Source organism: Oceanirhabdus sp. W0125-5, assembly GCF_027938815.1.
In the GTDB taxonomy this organism is placed as follows: domain Bacteria; phylum Bacillota; class Clostridia; order Clostridiales; family Clostridiaceae; genus Oceanirhabdus.
Map to the genome: position 1 here is coordinate 2989360 of NZ_CP115913.1, position 18048 is coordinate 3007407.

Sequence of the window (18048 nt, forward strand, 5' to 3'; positions counted from 1 at the left end):
TTTTGGATATATTTACTAGACTTTTATTTATGTTTTAAAATGTATTTAAAAAATAAAAAAATGTATTTGGGATAAGAAGAAAATTAATATTTTATTTTACAAATTAAAATAAAGTGTTACAAATTTTTAAAAATATATTAAAATTGCTCTAGAAATTTGATACAATATAATATAGATATGCTTACATAAAGAAGGACTGTAAATATGAGAAAAAATAAAATGAAATTTTGGATAGGTATAATTGTTATTTTGTTTCTTTTTAATAAAGTGGATATTGCTAATGGGGAAGAAAGTTATAAAAAAAATATTCTCATAATTAATTCATATAATCATGATGAAAAATGGAGTAAAGATATATTTAATGCCATAAAGATGAGTTTTACTAAAGATAATGATGTTATGGTAAGAGGTGAGAGTCTTAATTATCAAGAGTATTTAGAAGAAGAATATCTTGATTCAATAATTGAACTGTTCAATTATAAATATAAGAAATTAAAGATTGATATAATTGTAACAATAGGTGAACCTGCATATAAATTTGTTATTAAAAATGGACAGGGTATTTTTGGAGAAACTCCTCATATTGTAACAGGAATTAATAATATTAACCTTGATGAAATAAATAATATGAACAATGTTATTGCTACGAAATATCAAATAGATATATTAAGTAATATTGAATTAATATACTCGCTACATCCTGAATTGGACAAATTGATTTTTATAGAAGATGTTAACCCACTGTTTGAATGGGATATTGATAGTTCAATAAAAGAACTAGGTCTTATGGAGAGTGAATATAAGAAAATTAAATCTGACGATACTGATTTTATTATCAATGAGGTGAAAAAGATACAGGGGAATAAGGCGATATTACTTTCTCCAATAAACACTATAAATTATGATGTTAAAAAGCCGTATAATAAATTTTCACAGGAGTTAAGTGATTCACTTGAAGTTCCAATGTATACAGGTTGGGGAGGATATACTGGACAAGGTGTTGTTGGGGGGAAGTTACATAGAAGTTATTTTGAAGGTATAGAAGCTGTAAAAATAATTAAACAAATTTTTTTAGGGGAAGATATAAATAACCTAGAATCAGTAGTTGTTAGTAATATAATTAATCAGTTTGATTATCGATTACTTGAAAGATTTAAAATAACAATTGACATGCTTCCTGAAGGGACAATGGTTTTTAATCAGCCTGAAAAATCTGTTGAGATAAACAAGGATTGGTTATTAATTTGGATGGCTGTATTGATAATAGCTTTTGCAGCGCTAATTAAGTATTTATCATTTAATATTTCAAAGAGAAGAATAGCAGAAAAATCAGTTGAAGAAAGTAATGAAATGTTGAGTGAAGTTAAAGAGCATAATAGGATTAAATCAGATTTCTTTGCAAACATTACCCATGATATACGAACTCCTATTAATATAATATTAAGTGTTACTCAGTTAGCGGGGGTATTAGACAAAAAAAATGATGAGAATTTTGATAAGATTAAAAAATATAATGGTACTATAAGAGATAATTGTTTTAGATTATTAAGAATATCTAATAACCTAATAGATATGACTAAGATCGATTCCGGATTTATGAATATGGAATTTAAAAATCATGAGATTATTAGTTTAATTGAAAATATAACCTTGTCTGTAGCAAAGTTAGCGGAAAATAAAGGAATTGAAATAATATTTGATACAGAAGTTGAGGAAAAGATAATTGTATGTGATGGATTGAAAATTGAAAGAGTAATAATGAACTTACTTTCAAATGCAATTAAATTCACAAATGAGAATGGAAACATTGAAGTATATATTTATGAAGATAATAGTGAGGTTGTAATCTCTGTAAAAGATTCTGGAATTGGTATGCCTAAAGATAAGTTGAATTCTATATTTGAAAGATTTGATATGGTTGAAGGAAATCAGGATTGTAATGCATATGGAAGTGGTATTGGACTATTCATAGTTAAGAGTATCGTTGAGAAACATGATGGGAATATTGAAGTGAAAAGTAAGTTAGGTGAAGGTACGGAGTTTATTATAAGGATGCCAAGTATTGTTTATGAAAATCAAGTACCTATATATTATTCAGTCAATAATGATAATGAGAGTAGAATTAATATTGAGTTTTCAGATATTAGTGCCTAGAAATATAATGTTAACAAGAATAATAAAAAAGCGATTTTATCGCTTTTTTTTTATTTTTGTCACAGAACTGTAACTTAAAAGAATTAGAATAATTATAGTAGATATTTAAAGTAAGGAGGAATAAAGAATGAGTGAATTTGATGTAAACAATAACAGAGAAAAAAATTTAAAGGAAAATGATATAGAAAATCAATATTATGAAGGTGGATTTAATAGGAAGAGTGAATTTATTAATGTAGAGAAATATGAGATTAAAGAATCAACTAGAAAGAAAAAAGGGTTGTTAGGAAAAAAAATAATAGCATATATGTTAGCGGGAGTGCTTATAGCAAGTATTGGAGGCGGAGTAGGTTCTTATGCAACTTATTCTGTACTTTCATCTTCAAAAACTAATGAAAATAAATTAGAAGAGCATGTTAATAAAAGTTATTCTGATGAAAATATTAAAATAAATAAAAGTAATGAATTATCAAGAGAAGTGATAACTATACCAGAAATTGTAGAGACAGTTAGTCCAGCAGTTGTAGCTGTTTCTACTAAAGAAGTATCTAGACAAAGTGTTTGGGGATATTCAACTCCTCCTAGAGAGGGGCTTGGCTCTGGAGTAATATTTAATGAAGAAGGTTATATTTTAACAAATTTCCATGTAGTTGATAATATTGTTTCAAATAGAGGAAGTTTGACAGTGATTTTTAATACAGGAAAGGAAGTGAATGCAAAGGTAGTTAATTATGACGAAGAGTATGATATTGCTGTGTTAAAAATTACTGAAGATGTAGAAATACCTGGTGTAGCCAACTTTGGTGATTCAGATGAACTAAGACAAGGAGAACAAGTAGTTGCTATTGGTAATCCAGTAGGGAAAGAATTACTAGGAACTGTAACTTCAGGTATAGTTAGTGCAATAAATAGATCAATTGGTGAAAGAGATATAAAATTTATTCAAACAGATGCAGCTATAAGCCCAGGAAATTCTGGTGGCCCTCTAGTAAATACCAAGGGAGAAGTTATTGGAATTAATACTGAAAAGCGAGTTGGGAATGGTGTGGAAGGTTTAGGATTTGCAATACCTATTAATCAAATAGTACCATTATTAGATGAATTAGTAACTCCAGCATTGAAAATTGGAATTGGGGGAAGGATTGTTACACCTGAATTAGCTAAGGAATATAATATACCAGAAGGCTTTTATGTAAATGAATTATCTGAATTTGGACCAGCTGAAAAATCAGGTATGAGAATAGGTGATATAATAACAGAGATTGATGGAATAAAAATCAAATCTATGGAGGATATAGATTCTGTTAAAGCTAAGCATAAAGCGGGAGACATTGTTAACGTTATTGTTGATAGAGATGGAGAAAAAAAATCTCTCAAGTTAAAATTAGGTGAATTAAACTAAATAAATAATTCTAAGGAGAAAACTTGGGGTTGAGTTTTCTCCTTTCATAATTATTATTTAGTTTTATTTCCTTTAATGTAATTTGTTTTATAAATATGATAAAATAAAATTAATAAAATGTGAGGTGAATGTTATGAAAATAAATTACATAAAATGTCATGGAACGGGGAATATATTTTATCTCATAGATGAGACCAATGAAGTTGTTATTAATGAGAGTGAAAAAAGAGATTTTTCTATAAAAGTATGCAATAAAGATAAAACCGCTGATGGAATTCTTTTTATTGGAAAAGGTAATAGTGGAATAGCAAAAATGAGGATATTTAATTCGGACGGATCTGAAGCTGAAATGTGTGGCAATGGATTAAGATGTGCGGGGCGATATGCTGGAGAAGTTTTTAATTTAAAGGAATTTAAATTTGATACATTGAAAGAAAATTATTTTATCAAAATAAAGAAAAGTGATATATCCAATTTACCTAATGTAGAGGTGGAGATATCAAACATTACTACGGATATAAACTCGATACCTATAAATGGATTTAGTAAAAAAAATTTCAATCAGAAAGTTGCTGTGCTTAGTAAAGATATGTTATATACAGCCGTTAGTATCTCGAATCCTCATCTTGTTACTATAACAGATACTATTGAATGGGATGTTATGGAAGAACAGGGGGAGTTGATTAAGAAGCATCATTCGGTATTTCCGGAAGGTATTAATTTGAGCTTTTTAAAGATTATAAATGAGAATGAGGTATTTGTTAGAACATATGAAAGAGGTGTAGGGTTTACTAAATCATGTGGTACTGGAATGATGTCATCAGTTTTGAACTATTGTTTAAATAAACCTGAGTTATTTGGTCAAAGAATAAAAGTATACAATGATGGTGGAATGGTTCTTATAACTGTTAAGCGAGACGATGAGAAGTTATATAGTGCTAATTTTGAAGGAAATGCATCGTACATTGAGAGTGGCAAGATAAAATATGATAGTGAGGTACTTACCATTAATAAAGAGAAAGAATATCATGATGAAGAAAAAGCTTATTTGAAATTATTAGAAATAAAAGATATGAAGTTGAATGATTAAAATCACTCAAGCATTGCTTGAGTGATTTTTTTTTTCTTAAAATTCTAATATTTCTAGTGTTAAATTTTCAAAACCAGATATAATTTTATCAGCTTTATTTAAAACATTTGCATCCCCTACACCTACTGCGAACATGTTAGCATTTTTAGCACCTTCGACTCCTGCAGCTGCATCTTCAAACACAACACATCTTTCCGGAGATACTTCAAGCTCTTCAGCACCTTTTAAGAAAACTTCAGGGCTTGGCTTAGCTTTAGTTATTCTGTTACCATCTACTATGCAGTCAAATAAGTTAACAATATCAAGTGCTTTAAGAATTCTCATAGAATTTTTACTTGCTGAACCTAATGCAACTTTTATGTTATTTTCTCTAAGTTTAAGTATGAAGTTTTTAACTCCTGGTAAAATTTCGTCTTTTTTCATTACTGAGATATATTCAACATACCATGAATTTTTCTTCTCTGCTAATGCAAGCTTTGTCTCTTCATCTAAAGATTTCTCACCGATTTCAAGTAAAATGTTTAATGAATCCATTCTACTAACGCCTTTAAGTCTCTCATTATCTTCAATACTAAAATCAAATCCTAATTCATTAGCTAATCTTTTCCATGCTAAATAGTGATATTTTGCAGTATCACAAATTACTCCATCTAAATCAAATATACAAGCATCAATATTCATATTAATTCCTCCTATGTGAAACCGTTTGCATAACTATTTTATAATATTAATTAAGAAAAATCAATTAAAAATTTAAAATTCATTATTTTAACAAAATTTATAAGTAACATATTGGTAATAATGTTAACATATTTTTGAATATATAATTATATAGTAGTATCTTATGGAGGTGCAGAGGAGAGTGGTTAAGAAATTTATTATTTCATTAGTTCTAAAAATAATAGGAAAAGTATTAGTGTACTTATATAAGAAAGATGATGAAACTTATTCTAATCTTATGGAATTTACTAATGGTGAATCTTTTAAAATAAAAGTAGCTAATCTAAATATTTTTCTTCAAATTTTAATTAAGGATAAAAGTACTAGGAAGATGGAAGTTATTAAAACTAATAAAAATGACTGCGATATTGAAATTATATTCAAAAATATTAATTATGCTTTTAAGGTTTTTACAGGTAGAAAAAGTATTGACCAAGCATATATAGAACGAGCTTTTATACTTAAGGGGGATATACCCAAAACAATGGGGTTGGTAAGGGCTTTGTATATAGTAGAATACTTGCTTTTTCCAAAGTTAATTTGGAAAAAGATATTAAAAGAGAAGCCGAAAACATCTACTAAAAAAATGAATGTTTATTTGAGAGTTATTAGATAATTTTATTTATGGAGGATTTAATATGGGGAAATACTTTGAATTTTTTAGTCCTGTGAAATTGTTATCAGGAGAAGGGGCGTTAGAAAATATTCCTTATGAATTAAAAATTCTAGGGGCAAGCAAACCATTGATTTTAGCTGCGGAGCCAATTATAGCAAACAAAACTATAGATGTCCTATTAAAATCACTTGAAGATTATAAAATTGATGTTGGTGATGTTATATATGATATTCCAATAGATTCATCTATAGAGGTTGTTAATACAATTTCTAAAATTTATAGAATAGAAGGGTGTGACTCAATTATTGCTATTGGTGGTGGGTCAATAATTGATACAGCTAAAGGGGTTAATATAATTGTATCATTAGGTGGTGAAAGCTTACTTGAATATCAAGGGGTTGATAGTATTGATAAGAATTTAAAGCCCCTTATTGTTGCACCAAGTACCTCAGGTACTGGATCAGAAGCTACTGCAGTTTCGGTAATAGCCAATAAGAAAAAAAATATTAAAATGGAGTTTATTTCATATAAGGTGGTTCCTAATGTAGCTGTGTTAGATCCTAGATTAACTATATCACTTCCTATGAAGCTTACAGCATCAACAGGAATTGATGCCCTTGTGCATGCGATTGAAGCTTATAGTTGTCTTCAAAAAAATATAATAAGTGATATATATGCTAAAGAGGCTATAAAATTATTAGTTAAAAATTTAAATAATGTAATAGTTAGACCAAAAGATAAGGATATTAGATTAAATCTTCTTTTGGGATCCTTTTTAGCTGGCGCAGCATTTTCGAATTCTATGGTGGGGATAGTACATGCTATAGGACATTCGGTGGGGGCTGTTTGTGGTATATCCCACAGTGATGCTATGACGATACTTCTGCTACCTTGTATGAAAAAAAATATTGATTTATGTTCATTGGAATATGGTGAAATATTGGATATTATTAAAGGGGAAAAGCTTATGATTGATAACAAGAGTGAAAAATGTATAGAGGAACTGAAATCTTTATTAGACATGTTACATGATAAAGCTAGAATACCATTGACTCTACGTGAAGTAGGAGTGAAAAAAGAGGATTTTAAGGAAATTGCTAGAATATCAATTAATGACGGGGCGGCTATTTTAAATCCTTTAAACGTCTCTGAACAAGTTGTTTTCGATATTTTAGAAGAAGCTTATTAAAGCTACAAGGGGGTTAAATGATGAAGAAAAAAATTATTATATTAGCTATGATTTTAATTGTTGCTTTTACAGCTACTGGGTGTATACCTGGTGATGGTAGCATATCTAGCACAGATCCAGCAGGCTTTTTCTGGGGAATTTGGCATGGGTGGATAGCACCTATATCTTTAGTAATTGGTATTTTTGATAAAAATATTTCTATTTATGAACCTATAAATAGTGGGTGGTGGTATGATTTGGGATTTTATTGTAGTGTAATTTCTGGATTTGGAGGGTTAACAATTACGAGAAAAAAATATAAGAAAAAGAAGTAATAAAAAATAGACAAGGAAACCCTTGTCTATTTTATGTATTTATCTATAGCAGCTTTTAAATCTTCAATTGCATCTTGATCTTTTTGATTATTATCTGTTAGAAGACAATGATCAATATGTTCTTGTAGAATTACTTTACCAACATTATTTAAAGCGGATTTAACTGCAGAGATCTGAATTAAAATTTCAGAACAGTCACGGTCTTCTTCTACCATTCTTTTTACTGACTGAGCATGACCTATAATTCTTGAAAGTCGATTAATAACTGCTTTTTTACTAGGGTGTTGGTGACTCATTGTATTCTCCTTTATATTCTATTAATTATTCACTATTATACCACACATAGTATATTTTTTTAAAGAATTAAGATTTCTTGAAAATTTAAGGTTATTTTTATATAAATCTACTTAAACTATAATACGGAGGTGGAGAGCAATAGCTCAAAATTATGACAAAAATTTTCGCTCATAGAGGGTATAGTGCAAAGTATCCTGAGAATACTTTATTAGCATTTAAAAAAGCCATTGAATATGGTGTGCATGGAATAGAAACCGATGTCCAGATGAGTAAAGATGGAGAATTAATACTTATACATGATGAAAAGGTTGATCGAACCAGTAATGGTTCAGGATTTATATATAACATGACATATGATGAATTGTTAAAATTAGATTTTGGAGAATGGAAAAGTAGAGTGTTTTATGGTGAAAAGATACCAAAGTTAGTTGAATTACTAGACTTGGTTAAAGGAAATAATATTGAATTAAATTTAGAAATAAAAAATAATCTTGTTTCTTATCCAAATATTGAAGAAAAAATTCTTGCTTTAATAAGTGAATTTAAAATTGAAGATAGAGTAATAATTTCTAGTTTTAATCATGAATCAGTATTAAAAGTAAAAAAAATGAGCAAACAAGTTAGGTGTGGTCCACTACTATATAGTACTTTAATTAACCCGCAGTTATATATTAAAGAATATAATTTTGATACATATCATCCTATGTATAAATCTTTAAATAGTGAAAAAATTAAAGTACTCAAAGATAATAGGATTCCTATATGCACGTATACAGTTGATAATAAAGATGATATAAAATATTTAATAAAGAAAGGTGTTGAAGTAATAATAACTAACGAAGTAGAGGATGCGTTAATGTGTGTGAAAGATAAGTGTTAATAAAGTGTATGATAAGCGATTTAATTATAATGTAATATTATAATAGAAAAATAATTAATAATGGAGGAAAAATGATAATGAACAAAAGAGGGAACAGGTTTAATTTATTCCTTAGCTTTATAGTTATTTTAATGTTTTTTTCTCTAAATAAGGCTTTCGGTGAAAGCCATGATAGAAAGGTAATTGATATTATCACAATTAATGACTTTCACGGAAAGCTAGAAGAAGATAAAAGAGAAGAAGGCAAAAATGTAGGGATGCCTAAGATTATAAGTGCAGTAAAGCAATATAAGGCTAGTAATCCTAATACATTTGTAGTTTGTGGAGGAGATAGTTATCAAGGAAGTGCTATTTCTAACTTAACTTATGGTGCTCCTGTTTCGGAAATGTATAAGGAAATGGGTGTAGTTGCATCAGCAGTTGGAAATCATGAATTTGATTGGGATATTAAACTGATGCATAAATGGTCTAAAGATGGTGGATTTGATTTTTTAGGTGCAAATATTTTTGATAAAAGAACTAATAAGATTGTAGATTGGGCTAAACCGTATAAAGTTATTAAAATTGATGGTGTTAAAATCGGGCTGATTGGGTTAACAACTACTCAAGCTGCATTTGTAAATTTGCCAAGTAAAGTTGAAAATTTTAAATTTGAGCCTTTAAAAGAAAATACAGAAAAATGGGTTAAATACTTAAAAAGCGGAAAAGCTCCAGAAGGTAAAGTGGATGCGGTTATTGCTTTAACTCACGTGGGAGCTTATCAAGATGAAAAGAGTAAAGAAATTTCAGGAGAAATTATAGAGTCTGGAATTGTTGGAATCAAAGGGCTTGATGCTGTTATTGGAGGAGATACTCATCAGTTAGTGGCAGGGAAAGTTAATGATGTTGTAATTCTGCAAGCATATAAAGAGGGGGATGCATTAGGTAAGTTATCTTTGATTTTTGATAAAAAAAATAATTTAACTAGTATCGAACCTAAATTAGACTTGCTCTATAAGAGAAAAGATGAATTAGAAGATGATAAAAAAGGTGAAGAGATATTATATAAATATAGTAAAGACTTAAGGATTATTATTGATGAAGTAGTTGGAATAACAGAAACTGCATTAACTCATGAAAGATTTCAAGAAAGAGGAACTTCTGTTTTAGGTAAGTTTATTACAGATATTATGAGGAAAAATGGAGATGCTCAAATTGCTGTTATTAATGAAGGAGCTTTAAGAACAGCAATTCCGAAGGGGAACGTAACTGTTGGAAAATTATATGAAGTATTGCCATTTGAGAATATTCTTATGAGAATGGAGCTTAAAGGGGGGCAATTAAAAAAAGTTATTGAAAATGGAATTATGAATAGAGGTATTGGGTGGATAGAGATTTCAGGAGCTAAAGTATATTATAACCCAGAGAAGGAAGAGGGTAATAGAATTTTAGAAATAATTCTTGATGATGGTACAAAAGTTGATATGGATAAATACTATAGTGTTGCAACAAATGATTTTATGTTTGTTGGAGGAGATAAATATGACTTTAGTGGAGCGAGAAATGTTGAAAATACAAACAAGAAAATTCTCGATATTGTTATTGAGCACTTTAAAAATGAAAAAACAATAAAATACGAATTTGAGCAACCGTTTATTGTGAAAAAGAAAAATAGTAATATAGAATAAAAAATAGCCACTGATGTTTTGACAGTGGCTATATTCATGTTCAGATGTTAATTGAAATAATGAAAATAAAATAAACATAGTCTATTTTATTGAATTTGTTCTTTCTAAAGGATAAAATTAAGATAAATATTTAGAATAATTGGATAGGTTTGGAGGGAATATTAATGAAATTTTTTATTGGAGTTGATGGCGGTGGTACTAGCACTCGTGTTGCATTAGCAAATATAGATGGTGAGATTTTATCTATAGGAAAGAGTGGGGCTAGTAGTATTGATACAGTTAGTGGAGAGGTAACTGGAAAACATATTTCTGAAGCTCTTCAGAGGTGTTTAGAGAAGTTTAGTCAAAAATATAAGGAAGATATTGAAGAGATAGAATGTTGTTTTGCATCTTTAGGAGGTGTAGATTCAGAGAAGGATAAAGAATATGTTGTGAATATTGTAAAAGAATACACTGGTAATATATTAAGAATTAAAAGAGTTGTTGTGGAGAATGATACTAGGGCAGCTTTAGCTGGAGGATTAGCAGAAAAGAGCGGTGTAATTTTTATTGTTGGGACAGGAGCAGTTTGTTTTGGTATAAATGAAAATATGGAAAGTTGGAAATCAGGCGGTTGGGGGTATAAGATAGATGACTTTGGAAGTGGCTTCTATCTTGGAAGAGAAGCTTTAACTATGATGGTAAAATGTATGGACGGCAGAGAAGAGGATGAGGAGTTCAAAAGAGTTATTAAAAATGCTATTGGTATAAATTCTTTATCTGAGGTTAGTGAAAGACTTTATAAAAGAGATTTTAATAGAACAGACATTGCGAGGATTGCACCTGAAGTTTTAAGACTTGCTGAAAAGAAAAATAAGATAGCGTTAAATATTTTAGATAATGGAGCAGATGAATTAACGCTTATGATGAAATCAGTATGTAATAAGCTTAATATAAAAAATGGAAAATACACAGCCCTTGGTGGAGTAATTGAAGGTTGTGAAATTTATAGAAATAAATTGATTGAAAAAATAAAAGACAATGTGGATGTTGAATATTCAAGGCCTTATATGAGTGCAATAGGAGGAGCTGTGCTATTAAGTCTTTACGAGGTGATTGGAGAAGAGGCTTATGAATTTACTGATGCTATTAGAAGAAGTCTAGCAAAAAACTAAAATAAATTTTCCTAAAGTTATCTTTTAGTTATGTTGATTTGTATATTTGGAAAAAAATAAGAAAATAATATAAATAATATAATGAAGGAGGTTTCTATATGGAAAATATAACTAATTTAATTAATCAAGGCTACAAGATAATGAAGTTTGAAAGAGATATTGATTTAACTAGTGGTCAAGAAGTGGGGGTAGTTGAATTAAAGGCTCTTGATGGTTATTTGATGAAACTGAATTTTGATGATAATTGTGCTGATGAAATGGAAAAGGTTATTTTTAATTACTTGAAGGAAAAATAAATGACTAACTCCCTGGAAAAAATAACGGGGAGTATTTTTTGTTTTTAGGAAATTCAAAATTACTTGAAGAAATTATCGTATGATACACGTCTTTATTATAAAAAAAGTTAAGAATTGTTATAATTATAGGTTGTTAAATGGTAAAAAAGGAAATAGAATATATTAAGAGGGTAAGTATTTTAGTAACTTAGGAGGAAAAAGTATGAAGAAAGTAGCGGTTATTTTTAATGGTGGTACTATTTCTATGAAAGTTGACAGAAAGCTTAAAGCAGCAGTACCTACTTTAAGTGGAGAAGATATTATGGCTATGGTTACAGGAATTGAAAACCATGCTGAAATTGAAACATTTTCTTTTTCGAGTCTACCAAGTCCACATATGACACCTGAATTGATGATGAAATTGTCAAAGATGGTGAGCGAACTACTTGATAGAGAAGAAATTTCAGGGGTGGTTGTAACACATGGTACCGACACATTAGAGGAAACAGCATATTTATTAGATTTAACTATTAATTCTCAAAAGCCTGTTGTTGTTACTGGTTCTATGAGAAATAGTTCGGAATTAGGTTATGATGGCCCTGCTAATTTAGCTGCATCAATAGTTGTAGCAACTTCTCAAGAAGCTGTAGGAAAAGGTGTTCTTGTATGCATGAATAATGAAATAAACTCTGCAAGTGAAGTTACAAAGGAACACTCAATGCACTTAAATACATTCCAAAGTCCAGAATTTGGACCTATTGGAATAGTGGATAGTAATGAGATAATCTTCTACAGAGATAAAGTGCTAAAACAATTCATACCGACTGAAAGCTTAAATGGAAGAGTAGAGTTGGTAAAAGCTGTTGCAGGTGATTCGGGAGCTCTTATTGATTTTTGCATAGATCAGGGAGTGGATGGAATTGTCATTGAAGGTATGGGGAGAGGTAATATTCCTCCTAAGATGGCAGAGGCTGTAAAGCGTGGAATTGAAAGAGGAGTAATTTTTGTATTAGTATCTAGATGTTATAAGGGAAGAGTTATGGATTCTTACGGATATGAAGGTGGAGGAAAAGAACTTAGACAAGCTGGAGTGATTTTTGGTGATAGATTGCCAGGTCAGAAAGCAAGGATAAAACTATTACTAGCTTTGAGTAATACGAATGAAAAAGATGAAATAAGAAAAATGTTCGAAGATAAGCTATACAAAAACGAATAAAAAACAATAAATGCATAAAAACATTCGCAAAAAGTATTGACATAGCTGTCGGAAATTGTTAAGATATAGCTGTGTTAAAAATCAATACGAAGATACTCATATAAATCTGATAATATGGTTCAGAAGTTTCTACCGAATACCGGAAATATTCGACTATGGGAAATCAAACGTGAATGTTACATAGCTAGTGCTGCCTAAGAGTTTTGGGAGTATGGTTATCTACATAAGCTGCTGAGTTCCTCAGCAGCTTTTTCGTTTATTAAAAATAGGAGGGATCTACATGGATAAGTTTTTTAGGTTAGAACAAAATGGGACAACCGTTAAAAGAGAGGTAATTGGGGGGCTTACAACTTTCCTTACTATGGCGTATATTATCATAGTTAATCCATTGATTTTAAGTGGGACAGGAATGGACCAAGGAGCTTTAGTTACTGCTACATGTATTACGGCAGCATTTGCAACTATTTTAATGGGAATAACAGCTAATTTACCTTTAGCATTAGCATCAGGTATGGGACTTAATGCATCTTTCCTTATCTTTAGTCAAAAAATTGGACCAGAAGGATGGAAGGTAGCATTATTAGCAGTTTTAATAGAAGGTATTATCTTTATTATTTTATCATTATTAAAAGTTAGAGAGGCTGTAGTTAATGCTATTCCTAATAATTTAAAAATAGCTGTATCAGCAGGTATAGGATTATTTATAGCTTTCATTGGATTCAAAGGTACTGGTTTGGTTGTTGGTGCTCCACATCCAACATTGGTTACAGCGGGGAAATTCACTCAACCAACAGTGTTAATAACATTATTAGGTATCTTAGTAATTGTTTTATTAGAAACTAAAAAGGTAAGAGGATCAATTTTATGGGGAATTTTAGTTTCAACAGTTGTGGCATGGACCTATGCTATAATTTCACCAGAAAGTGCAGCTCAATACCAAATATTTGTACCAAATAAAATATTTGAATTTAATTCAGTAAGTCCAATTGCTTTTAAGTTCGACTGGTCTTATTTATCAATAGAAAAAATTGGTGCTCTTTTTTCTATCGTAATTGCATTCTTATTTGTTGATTTTTTTGATACTGTAGGAACATTAGTAGGTGTAGCTTCTAAAGCAAATTTGGTAGATAAAGAAGGAAAAGTTAAAAATGCTGGAAAAGCATTATTAGTTGATGCTATTGGTACTACTGTTGGAGCTGTGGTTGGTACTTCAACTGTTACAACGTTTGTTGAGAGTTCAGCAGGGGTTGCTGATGGTGCTAGAACTGGACTAGCTTCAATTGTAACAGGAATACTATTCTTGTTTGCAATGTTCTTTGCTCCAATATTCATTTGTGTTCCGGCTTGTGCAACTGCACCTGCGTTAATAGTTGTTGGATTCTTTATGATACAAAACATTGGAAAAATTGATTTCACTGACTTTACTGAAGGTGTTCCAGCTTTCTTAACAATTTCATTAATGACAGTAATTGGTATTGGAGAAGGCTTAACTTACGGAATAATGAGTTATGGTGTGATTAATGTACTATACAACTTACTTCAAAAGGATTCAGAGAAAAAGAAAAAGGTTTCATGGGTTATTATTATACTAACAATTCTATTCTTAGCTAAGTTAATTTTCTTACATTAAATTTATTAAATATTAAAAAAATACAAAAAACTCAGAGTGTTTTAGCTCTGAGTTTTTTTATGCAAATAATGAAATAATATTATTTTTGAATATTAAGTATTGGATATTATAAATAAAAAAATGTTAACAAAGTGTTAACAAAGTATTGTTATTACTTGACTAAGAATGTATAATAACTTTTATAATTAAAAAGAGGTGATATTAATGGTAAGCAGTATGACTGGATTCGGACGTGATTCAATTATTGAAGCTGGAAAGAGTTTCGTTATTGAAATTAAAAGTGTCAATCATAGATATATGGATTTAAATATTAAGATGCCTAGAGTATATTTAACCCTTGAAGAAAGAATAAGAAGTGTTATAAAAGAGAAGTTAAATAGAGGTAAAATTGATATATACATAAATATGAAAGTTTTTGAAAGAACTGATGTTGAAGCAGTTCTTAATAAAAGTTTAGCAGAGAGTTATGTTAAATGCTTAAAAGAAATTCAAGAATCCTTTGATTTAAGAGATGATGTATCAGTCATAAATATTGCTAGATTCCCTGAAGTTGTAAATATTGAACATAAAGAAGAAGATGTTGAATTAATATGGGAAATTATAAAAAAACCACTCCAAGGAGCATTGGATAAGCACATAGATATGAGATTCAGAGAAGGAGCAAAACTAAAAGAGGATCTTCTTTTAAAATGTTCAAACATTGAAGTCATGTTAAAGGTGATTCAAGAAAAATCATCAACTGTAGTTCTGGAATATAAAGAAAAACTTGAAAACAGATTAAAAGAGATTATCGAAGATAAGAACTACGACGAAGGTAGAGTAGCAATGGAAATTGCTATTATTGCTGATAAGAGTTGTATAGATGAAGAACTAGTCAGATTATCAAGTCATATATCTCAAATTAGAGATACTCTTGAAATGGAAGAGCCTATTGGTAGAAAACTAGATTTCATAGTTCAAGAGATGAATAGAGAAGCTAACACAATTTCTTCTAAATCAAATGACTTAACAATTACTAAGAATATTTTACAAGTAAAAAGTGAAATAGAAAAAATAAGAGAACAAACTCAGAATATTGAATAAGGAGGATATTATGGCTATAAAACTTATAAATATTGGATTTGGTAACATAGTTTCAGCTAACAGACTTGTTGCAATAGTTAGTCCAGAATCTGCACCTATAAAACGTATAATTCAAGAGGCTAGAGACAGAGGTATGCTTATAGATGCTACTTATGGTAGAAGAACTAGAGCCGTAATTATTACTGACAGTGATCATGTTATATTATCAGCAGTTCAACCAGAAACAGTTGCACATAGATTAAGTGCTAAGGATGAAGTACACTCTGAAGAGGTGGATGATTAATATGAAGCGTAAAGGGTTACTTATAGTAATTTCAGGGCCATCTGGTGCTGGTAAAGGAACGATTTGTAAAGAGTTAATTAAAAGAAATAGCGATATATGTATTTCGGTTTCTGCAACAACAAGAGAGCCTAGAAAAGGTGAAATAGATGGAGAAAGTTATTTCTTCATGGGAAAAGATGAATTTAAGGATGATATAGAAAAAGGCAATTTCCTTGAATATGCTGAAGTATATGGGAATTTTTATGGTACTCCTAAAGAAAAGGTTTTTGAGCGACTTGAGAGTGGTCAAGATGTAATTTTAGAGATTGATATTCAAGGAGCATTAAAAGTTAAGGATGTTTATCCTAAAGGAGTATTCATATTTATATTACCACCTTCAATGGAGGAACTGAAAAACAGGATAATTGGTAGAGGTAGCGAAACGCCTGAGTCTCTTATGACAAGATTTAAATCTGCATTTGAAGAATTAAATTTTGTATCAAGATATAATTACGCTGTAGTAAATGATGATGTTGATCTAGCTACATCAAGAATCGAAAATATTATCGAAGCAGAAAAATGTAGAGTAGATAGAGTTGGAAATGAATTAATAAAAGAAATTTGTCAGGAGGTAGATGTTAATGTATAAATCAGATTCAATGATAAACCCTTCAATAGTAGAATTATTAAAATATGTGGATAATAAGTATTCCTTAGTTATAGCTACATCTAAGAGAGCTAGAAAATTAATCGATGGAGAAAGTCCAATAGTAGATATGGATGCGTCTAAGCCACTAACAACTGCAATTGTAGAAGTGAATTCGTCTAAGATGAATATAGATAGTGAAGGTGAAGAACTTTCAACTGAAGATAAATTACTAGAAGATATATTTATTGAAGATTAATATGAAAAAGAAAACTATTGTAATTGGTGTCGCTGGTGGGATTGCAGCTTATAAGGCTTTAGATGTTGTTTCAAGATTGAAAAAAAAGGACTATGATGTTCATGTTATTATGACTAAAAGTGCATGTGAATTTGTAACTCCCCTTAGCTTTCAAGCATTGAGCCAGAATGATGTGGTATATGATATGTTTGAAGAGCCAAAAGCGTGGGAAATACAACATATCTCACTTGCTAAAAAAGCAGACTTGTTATTAGTAGTACCTGCAACTGCCAATATAATTGGTAAAATAGCAAATGGTATAGCAGATGATATGCTATCAACAACTATCATGGCTACAAAGGGCAAAGTGGTTTTTGCTCCTGCTATGAATGTAAATATGTATGATAACCCAATTGTTCAAAATAATATTTCAAAGCTTAAAAATTATGGGTATGGCTTTATTGAACCTGCTAGTGGTAGATTAGCATGTGGTGATGTTGGTAAAGGCAAATTAGCTGATACTGAATTGATTGCAGAGAAGGTTCATAGCTTAATGTACTCAAATAAAGATTTGATTGGTAAAAAGATTCTTATAACAGCGGGACCAACAATTTCAAAAATTGATCCTGTTAGATATATTACGAATCATTCAAGTGGTAAGATGGGATATGAAATCGCCATGGAAGCTAGAGATAGAGGTGCAGAAGTAACGCTTGTATCAGGTCCTACTTCATTAGAAACTCCTTTTGGTATTAATGTTATTAAGGTTGAAACTAATGAAGAAATGTTTGAAGCTGTAATGAATAATCAAATGGAAAGCGATATAATCATTAAAAGTGCTGCAGTAGCAGATTACAAGCCTAAGAAATACAGTACTCAAAAGATTAAAAAAAGTGATGATAATCTTAATATTGAGTTTGAAAAAGACACAGATATTCTTAAAGAGCTTGGTAGAAGAAAAGAACATCAGATTTTGGTAGGATTTGCAGCAGAAAGTGAAAATTTGATTGAAAATGCTCTCAAGAAGATTGAGAAAAAAAATCTGGATTATATTATTGTTAATGATATAAGCAGAAAAGATATTGGATTTAAGAGTAATGAAAATGAGGCTGTTTTAATTACTAAAAGTAAAGAGTGTATTGAATTTGGTAAATGTTCAAAAAGAGAAATGGCTTTTAAAATATTTGAATGTATATTACATGAATAATATATGGC

19 protein-coding genes and 1 riboswitch are annotated in these 18048 nt (G+C 29.9%); of the genes, 17 read left to right on the forward strand and 2 right to left on the reverse strand.

Features of this window, described 5'->3' with window-relative positions:
• Positions 1-204 precede the first annotated feature (204 nt).
• From OW730_RS13750 to dapF, 3 genes are all read left to right on the forward strand, one after another.
• Positions 205-2154, forward strand: coding sequence for a sensor histidine kinase (locus OW730_RS13750; RefSeq protein ID WP_271224629.1), 1950 nt, complete (start codon positions 205-207; stop codon positions 2152-2154).
• A 127-nt stretch (positions 2155-2281) separates the two neighbouring features.
• On the forward strand, positions 2282-3556 hold the full coding sequence (locus OW730_RS13755) for a S1C family serine protease (RefSeq protein WP_271224630.1): 1275 nt from the start codon (positions 2282-2284) through the stop codon (positions 3554-3556).
• A gap of 133 nt (positions 3557-3689) precedes the next feature.
• A complete protein-coding gene (gene dapF, locus OW730_RS13760) occupies positions 3690-4646 on the forward strand; it encodes a diaminopimelate epimerase (RefSeq protein ID WP_271224631.1) in 957 nt (318 codons plus the stop codon).
• A 36-nt stretch (positions 4647-4682) separates the two neighbouring features.
• On the opposite strand, the gene pgmB is transcribed toward dapF, so the two are convergent.
• Complete coding sequence (pgmB, locus tag OW730_RS13765) at positions 4683-5327, reverse strand: beta-phosphoglucomutase (RefSeq protein WP_271224632.1); 645 nt, start codon at positions 5325-5327, stop codon at positions 4683-4685.
• A gap of 181 nt (positions 5328-5508) precedes the next feature.
• Here pgmB and OW730_RS13770 point away from each other — a divergent pair, with 181 nt between their 5' ends.
• The 3 genes from OW730_RS13770 to OW730_RS13780 are packed head-to-tail and all read left to right on the forward strand — an operon-like array spanning position 5509 to position 7485.
• Positions 5509-5982, forward strand: coding sequence for a hypothetical protein (locus OW730_RS13770; RefSeq protein WP_271224633.1), 474 nt, complete (start codon positions 5509-5511; stop codon positions 5980-5982).
• Between the two features lie 22 nt (positions 5983-6004).
• The gene (locus OW730_RS13775) at positions 6005-7171 is read left to right on the forward strand and encodes an iron-containing alcohol dehydrogenase (RefSeq protein WP_271224634.1); all 1167 of its coding nucleotides are present in this window, start codon (positions 6005-6007) and stop codon (positions 7169-7171) included.
• Positions 7172-7188: 17 nt separating this feature from the next.
• Positions 7189-7485 carry a hypothetical protein gene (locus OW730_RS13780; RefSeq protein ID WP_271224635.1) on the forward strand — a complete coding sequence of 99 codons (297 nt, stop codon included), beginning with the start codon at positions 7189-7191 and terminating at the stop codon, positions 7483-7485.
• A gap of 26 nt (positions 7486-7511) precedes the next feature.
• Here the strand turns inward: OW730_RS13780 and OW730_RS13785 are convergent, their stop codons facing one another.
• Positions 7512-7781 (reverse strand): metal-sensing transcriptional repressor, encoded by a 270-nt coding sequence (locus tag OW730_RS13785; protein ID WP_271224636.1) that lies wholly within the window; start codon positions 7779-7781, stop codon positions 7512-7514.
• A gap of 152 nt (positions 7782-7933) precedes the next feature.
• Here OW730_RS13785 and OW730_RS13790 point away from each other — a divergent pair, with 152 nt between their 5' ends.
• The 11 genes from OW730_RS13790 to coaBC all read left to right on the forward strand — a co-directional run bounded on the left by OW730_RS13790 (position 7934) and on the right by coaBC (position 18040).
• On the forward strand, positions 7934-8662 hold the full coding sequence (locus tag OW730_RS13790; protein ID WP_271224637.1) for a glycerophosphodiester phosphodiesterase: 729 nt from the start codon (positions 7934-7936) through the stop codon (positions 8660-8662).
• A gap of 77 nt (positions 8663-8739) precedes the next feature.
• Positions 8740-10329: a 5'-nucleotidase C-terminal domain-containing protein gene (locus OW730_RS13795; RefSeq protein ID WP_271224638.1), complete on the forward strand. Its 1590-nt coding sequence runs from the start codon at positions 8740-8742 to the stop codon at positions 10327-10329.
• Between the two features lie 164 nt (positions 10330-10493).
• The gene (locus OW730_RS13800; protein WP_271224639.1) at positions 10494-11483 is read left to right on the forward strand and encodes an N-acetylglucosamine kinase; all 990 of its coding nucleotides are present in this window, start codon (positions 10494-10496) and stop codon (positions 11481-11483) included.
• Between the two features lie 98 nt (positions 11484-11581).
• Positions 11582-11779 (forward strand): hypothetical protein, encoded by a 198-nt coding sequence (locus tag OW730_RS13805; protein WP_271224640.1) that lies wholly within the window; start codon positions 11582-11584, stop codon positions 11777-11779.
• 202 nt (positions 11780-11981) lie between these two features.
• A complete protein-coding gene (locus OW730_RS13810) occupies positions 11982-12974 on the forward strand; it encodes an asparaginase (protein ID WP_271224641.1) in 993 nt (330 codons plus the stop codon).
• 76 nt (positions 12975-13050) lie between these two features.
• Positions 13051-13150, forward strand: a riboswitch (purine riboswitch).
• A 104-nt stretch (positions 13151-13254) separates the two neighbouring features.
• Positions 13255-14604 (forward strand): NCS2 family permease, encoded by a 1350-nt coding sequence (locus OW730_RS13815; protein WP_271224642.1) that lies wholly within the window; start codon positions 13255-13257, stop codon positions 14602-14604.
• A 204-nt stretch (positions 14605-14808) separates the two neighbouring features.
• Positions 14809-15687, forward strand: a complete 879-nt coding sequence (locus OW730_RS13820) for a YicC/YloC family endoribonuclease (RefSeq protein WP_271224643.1) — start codon at positions 14809-14811, stop codon at positions 15685-15687.
• Between the two features lie 10 nt (positions 15688-15697).
• Positions 15698-15970: an extracellular matrix/biofilm regulator RemA gene (gene remA / locus OW730_RS13825; RefSeq protein ID WP_250860161.1), complete on the forward strand. Its 273-nt coding sequence runs from the start codon at positions 15698-15700 to the stop codon at positions 15968-15970.
• Positions 15963-16598, forward strand: coding sequence for a guanylate kinase (gene gmk, locus OW730_RS13830; RefSeq protein ID WP_271224644.1), 636 nt, complete (start codon positions 15963-15965; stop codon positions 16596-16598). The genes remA and gmk overlap by 8 nt, the downstream gene beginning before the upstream one ends.
• A gap of 10 nt (positions 16599-16608) precedes the next feature.
• Entirely contained in the window at positions 16609-16854 is a 246-nt protein-coding gene (gene rpoZ, locus OW730_RS13835) for a DNA-directed RNA polymerase subunit omega (protein ID WP_442945443.1), read from the forward strand.
• Between the two features lies 1 nt (position 16855).
• Positions 16856-18040: a bifunctional phosphopantothenoylcysteine decarboxylase/phosphopantothenate--cysteine ligase CoaBC gene (gene coaBC / locus OW730_RS13840; protein ID WP_271224646.1), complete on the forward strand. Its 1185-nt coding sequence runs from the start codon at positions 16856-16858 to the stop codon at positions 18038-18040.
• Positions 18041-18048: the final 8 nt, after the last annotated feature.

Coding starts and splice junctions, on each gene's coding strand:
- OW730_RS13750 (WP_271224629.1), top strand. CDS start 205: ATGAGAAAAAATAAAATGAAATTTTGGATAGGTATAATTGTTATTTTG.
- OW730_RS13755 (WP_271224630.1), top strand. CDS start 2,282: ATGAGTGAATTTGATGTAAACAATAACAGAGAAAAAAATTTAAAGGAA.
- dapF (WP_271224631.1), top strand. CDS start 3,690: ATGAAAATAAATTACATAAAATGTCATGGAACGGGGAATATATTTTAT.
- pgmB (WP_271224632.1), bottom strand. CDS start 5,327: ATGAATATTGATGCTTGTATATTTGATTTAGATGGAGTAATTTGTGAT.
- OW730_RS13775 (WP_271224634.1), top strand. CDS start 6,005: ATGGGGAAATACTTTGAATTTTTTAGTCCTGTGAAATTGTTATCAGGA.
- OW730_RS13780 (WP_271224635.1), top strand. CDS start 7,189: ATGATGAAGAAAAAAATTATTATATTAGCTATGATTTTAATTGTTGCT.
- OW730_RS13785 (WP_271224636.1), bottom strand. CDS start 7,781: ATGAGTCACCAACACCCTAGTAAAAAAGCAGTTATTAATCGACTTTCA.
- OW730_RS13790 (WP_271224637.1), top strand. CDS start 7,934: ATGACAAAAATTTTCGCTCATAGAGGGTATAGTGCAAAGTATCCTGAG.
- OW730_RS13795 (WP_271224638.1), top strand. CDS start 8,740: ATGAACAAAAGAGGGAACAGGTTTAATTTATTCCTTAGCTTTATAGTT.
- OW730_RS13800 (WP_271224639.1), top strand. CDS start 10,494: ATGAAATTTTTTATTGGAGTTGATGGCGGTGGTACTAGCACTCGTGTT.
- OW730_RS13805 (WP_271224640.1), top strand. CDS start 11,582: ATGGAAAATATAACTAATTTAATTAATCAAGGCTACAAGATAATGAAG.
- OW730_RS13810 (WP_271224641.1), top strand. CDS start 11,982: ATGAAGAAAGTAGCGGTTATTTTTAATGGTGGTACTATTTCTATGAAA.
- OW730_RS13815 (WP_271224642.1), top strand. CDS start 13,255: ATGGATAAGTTTTTTAGGTTAGAACAAAATGGGACAACCGTTAAAAGA.
- OW730_RS13820 (WP_271224643.1), top strand. CDS start 14,809: ATGGTAAGCAGTATGACTGGATTCGGACGTGATTCAATTATTGAAGCT.
- remA (WP_250860161.1), top strand. CDS start 15,698: ATGGCTATAAAACTTATAAATATTGGATTTGGTAACATAGTTTCAGCT.
- gmk (WP_271224644.1), top strand. CDS start 15,963: ATGATTAATATGAAGCGTAAAGGGTTACTTATAGTAATTTCAGGGCCA.
- rpoZ (WP_442945443.1), top strand. CDS start 16,609: ATGATAAACCCTTCAATAGTAGAATTATTAAAATATGTGGATAATAAG.
- coaBC (WP_271224646.1), top strand. CDS start 16,856: ATGAAAAAGAAAACTATTGTAATTGGTGTCGCTGGTGGGATTGCAGCT.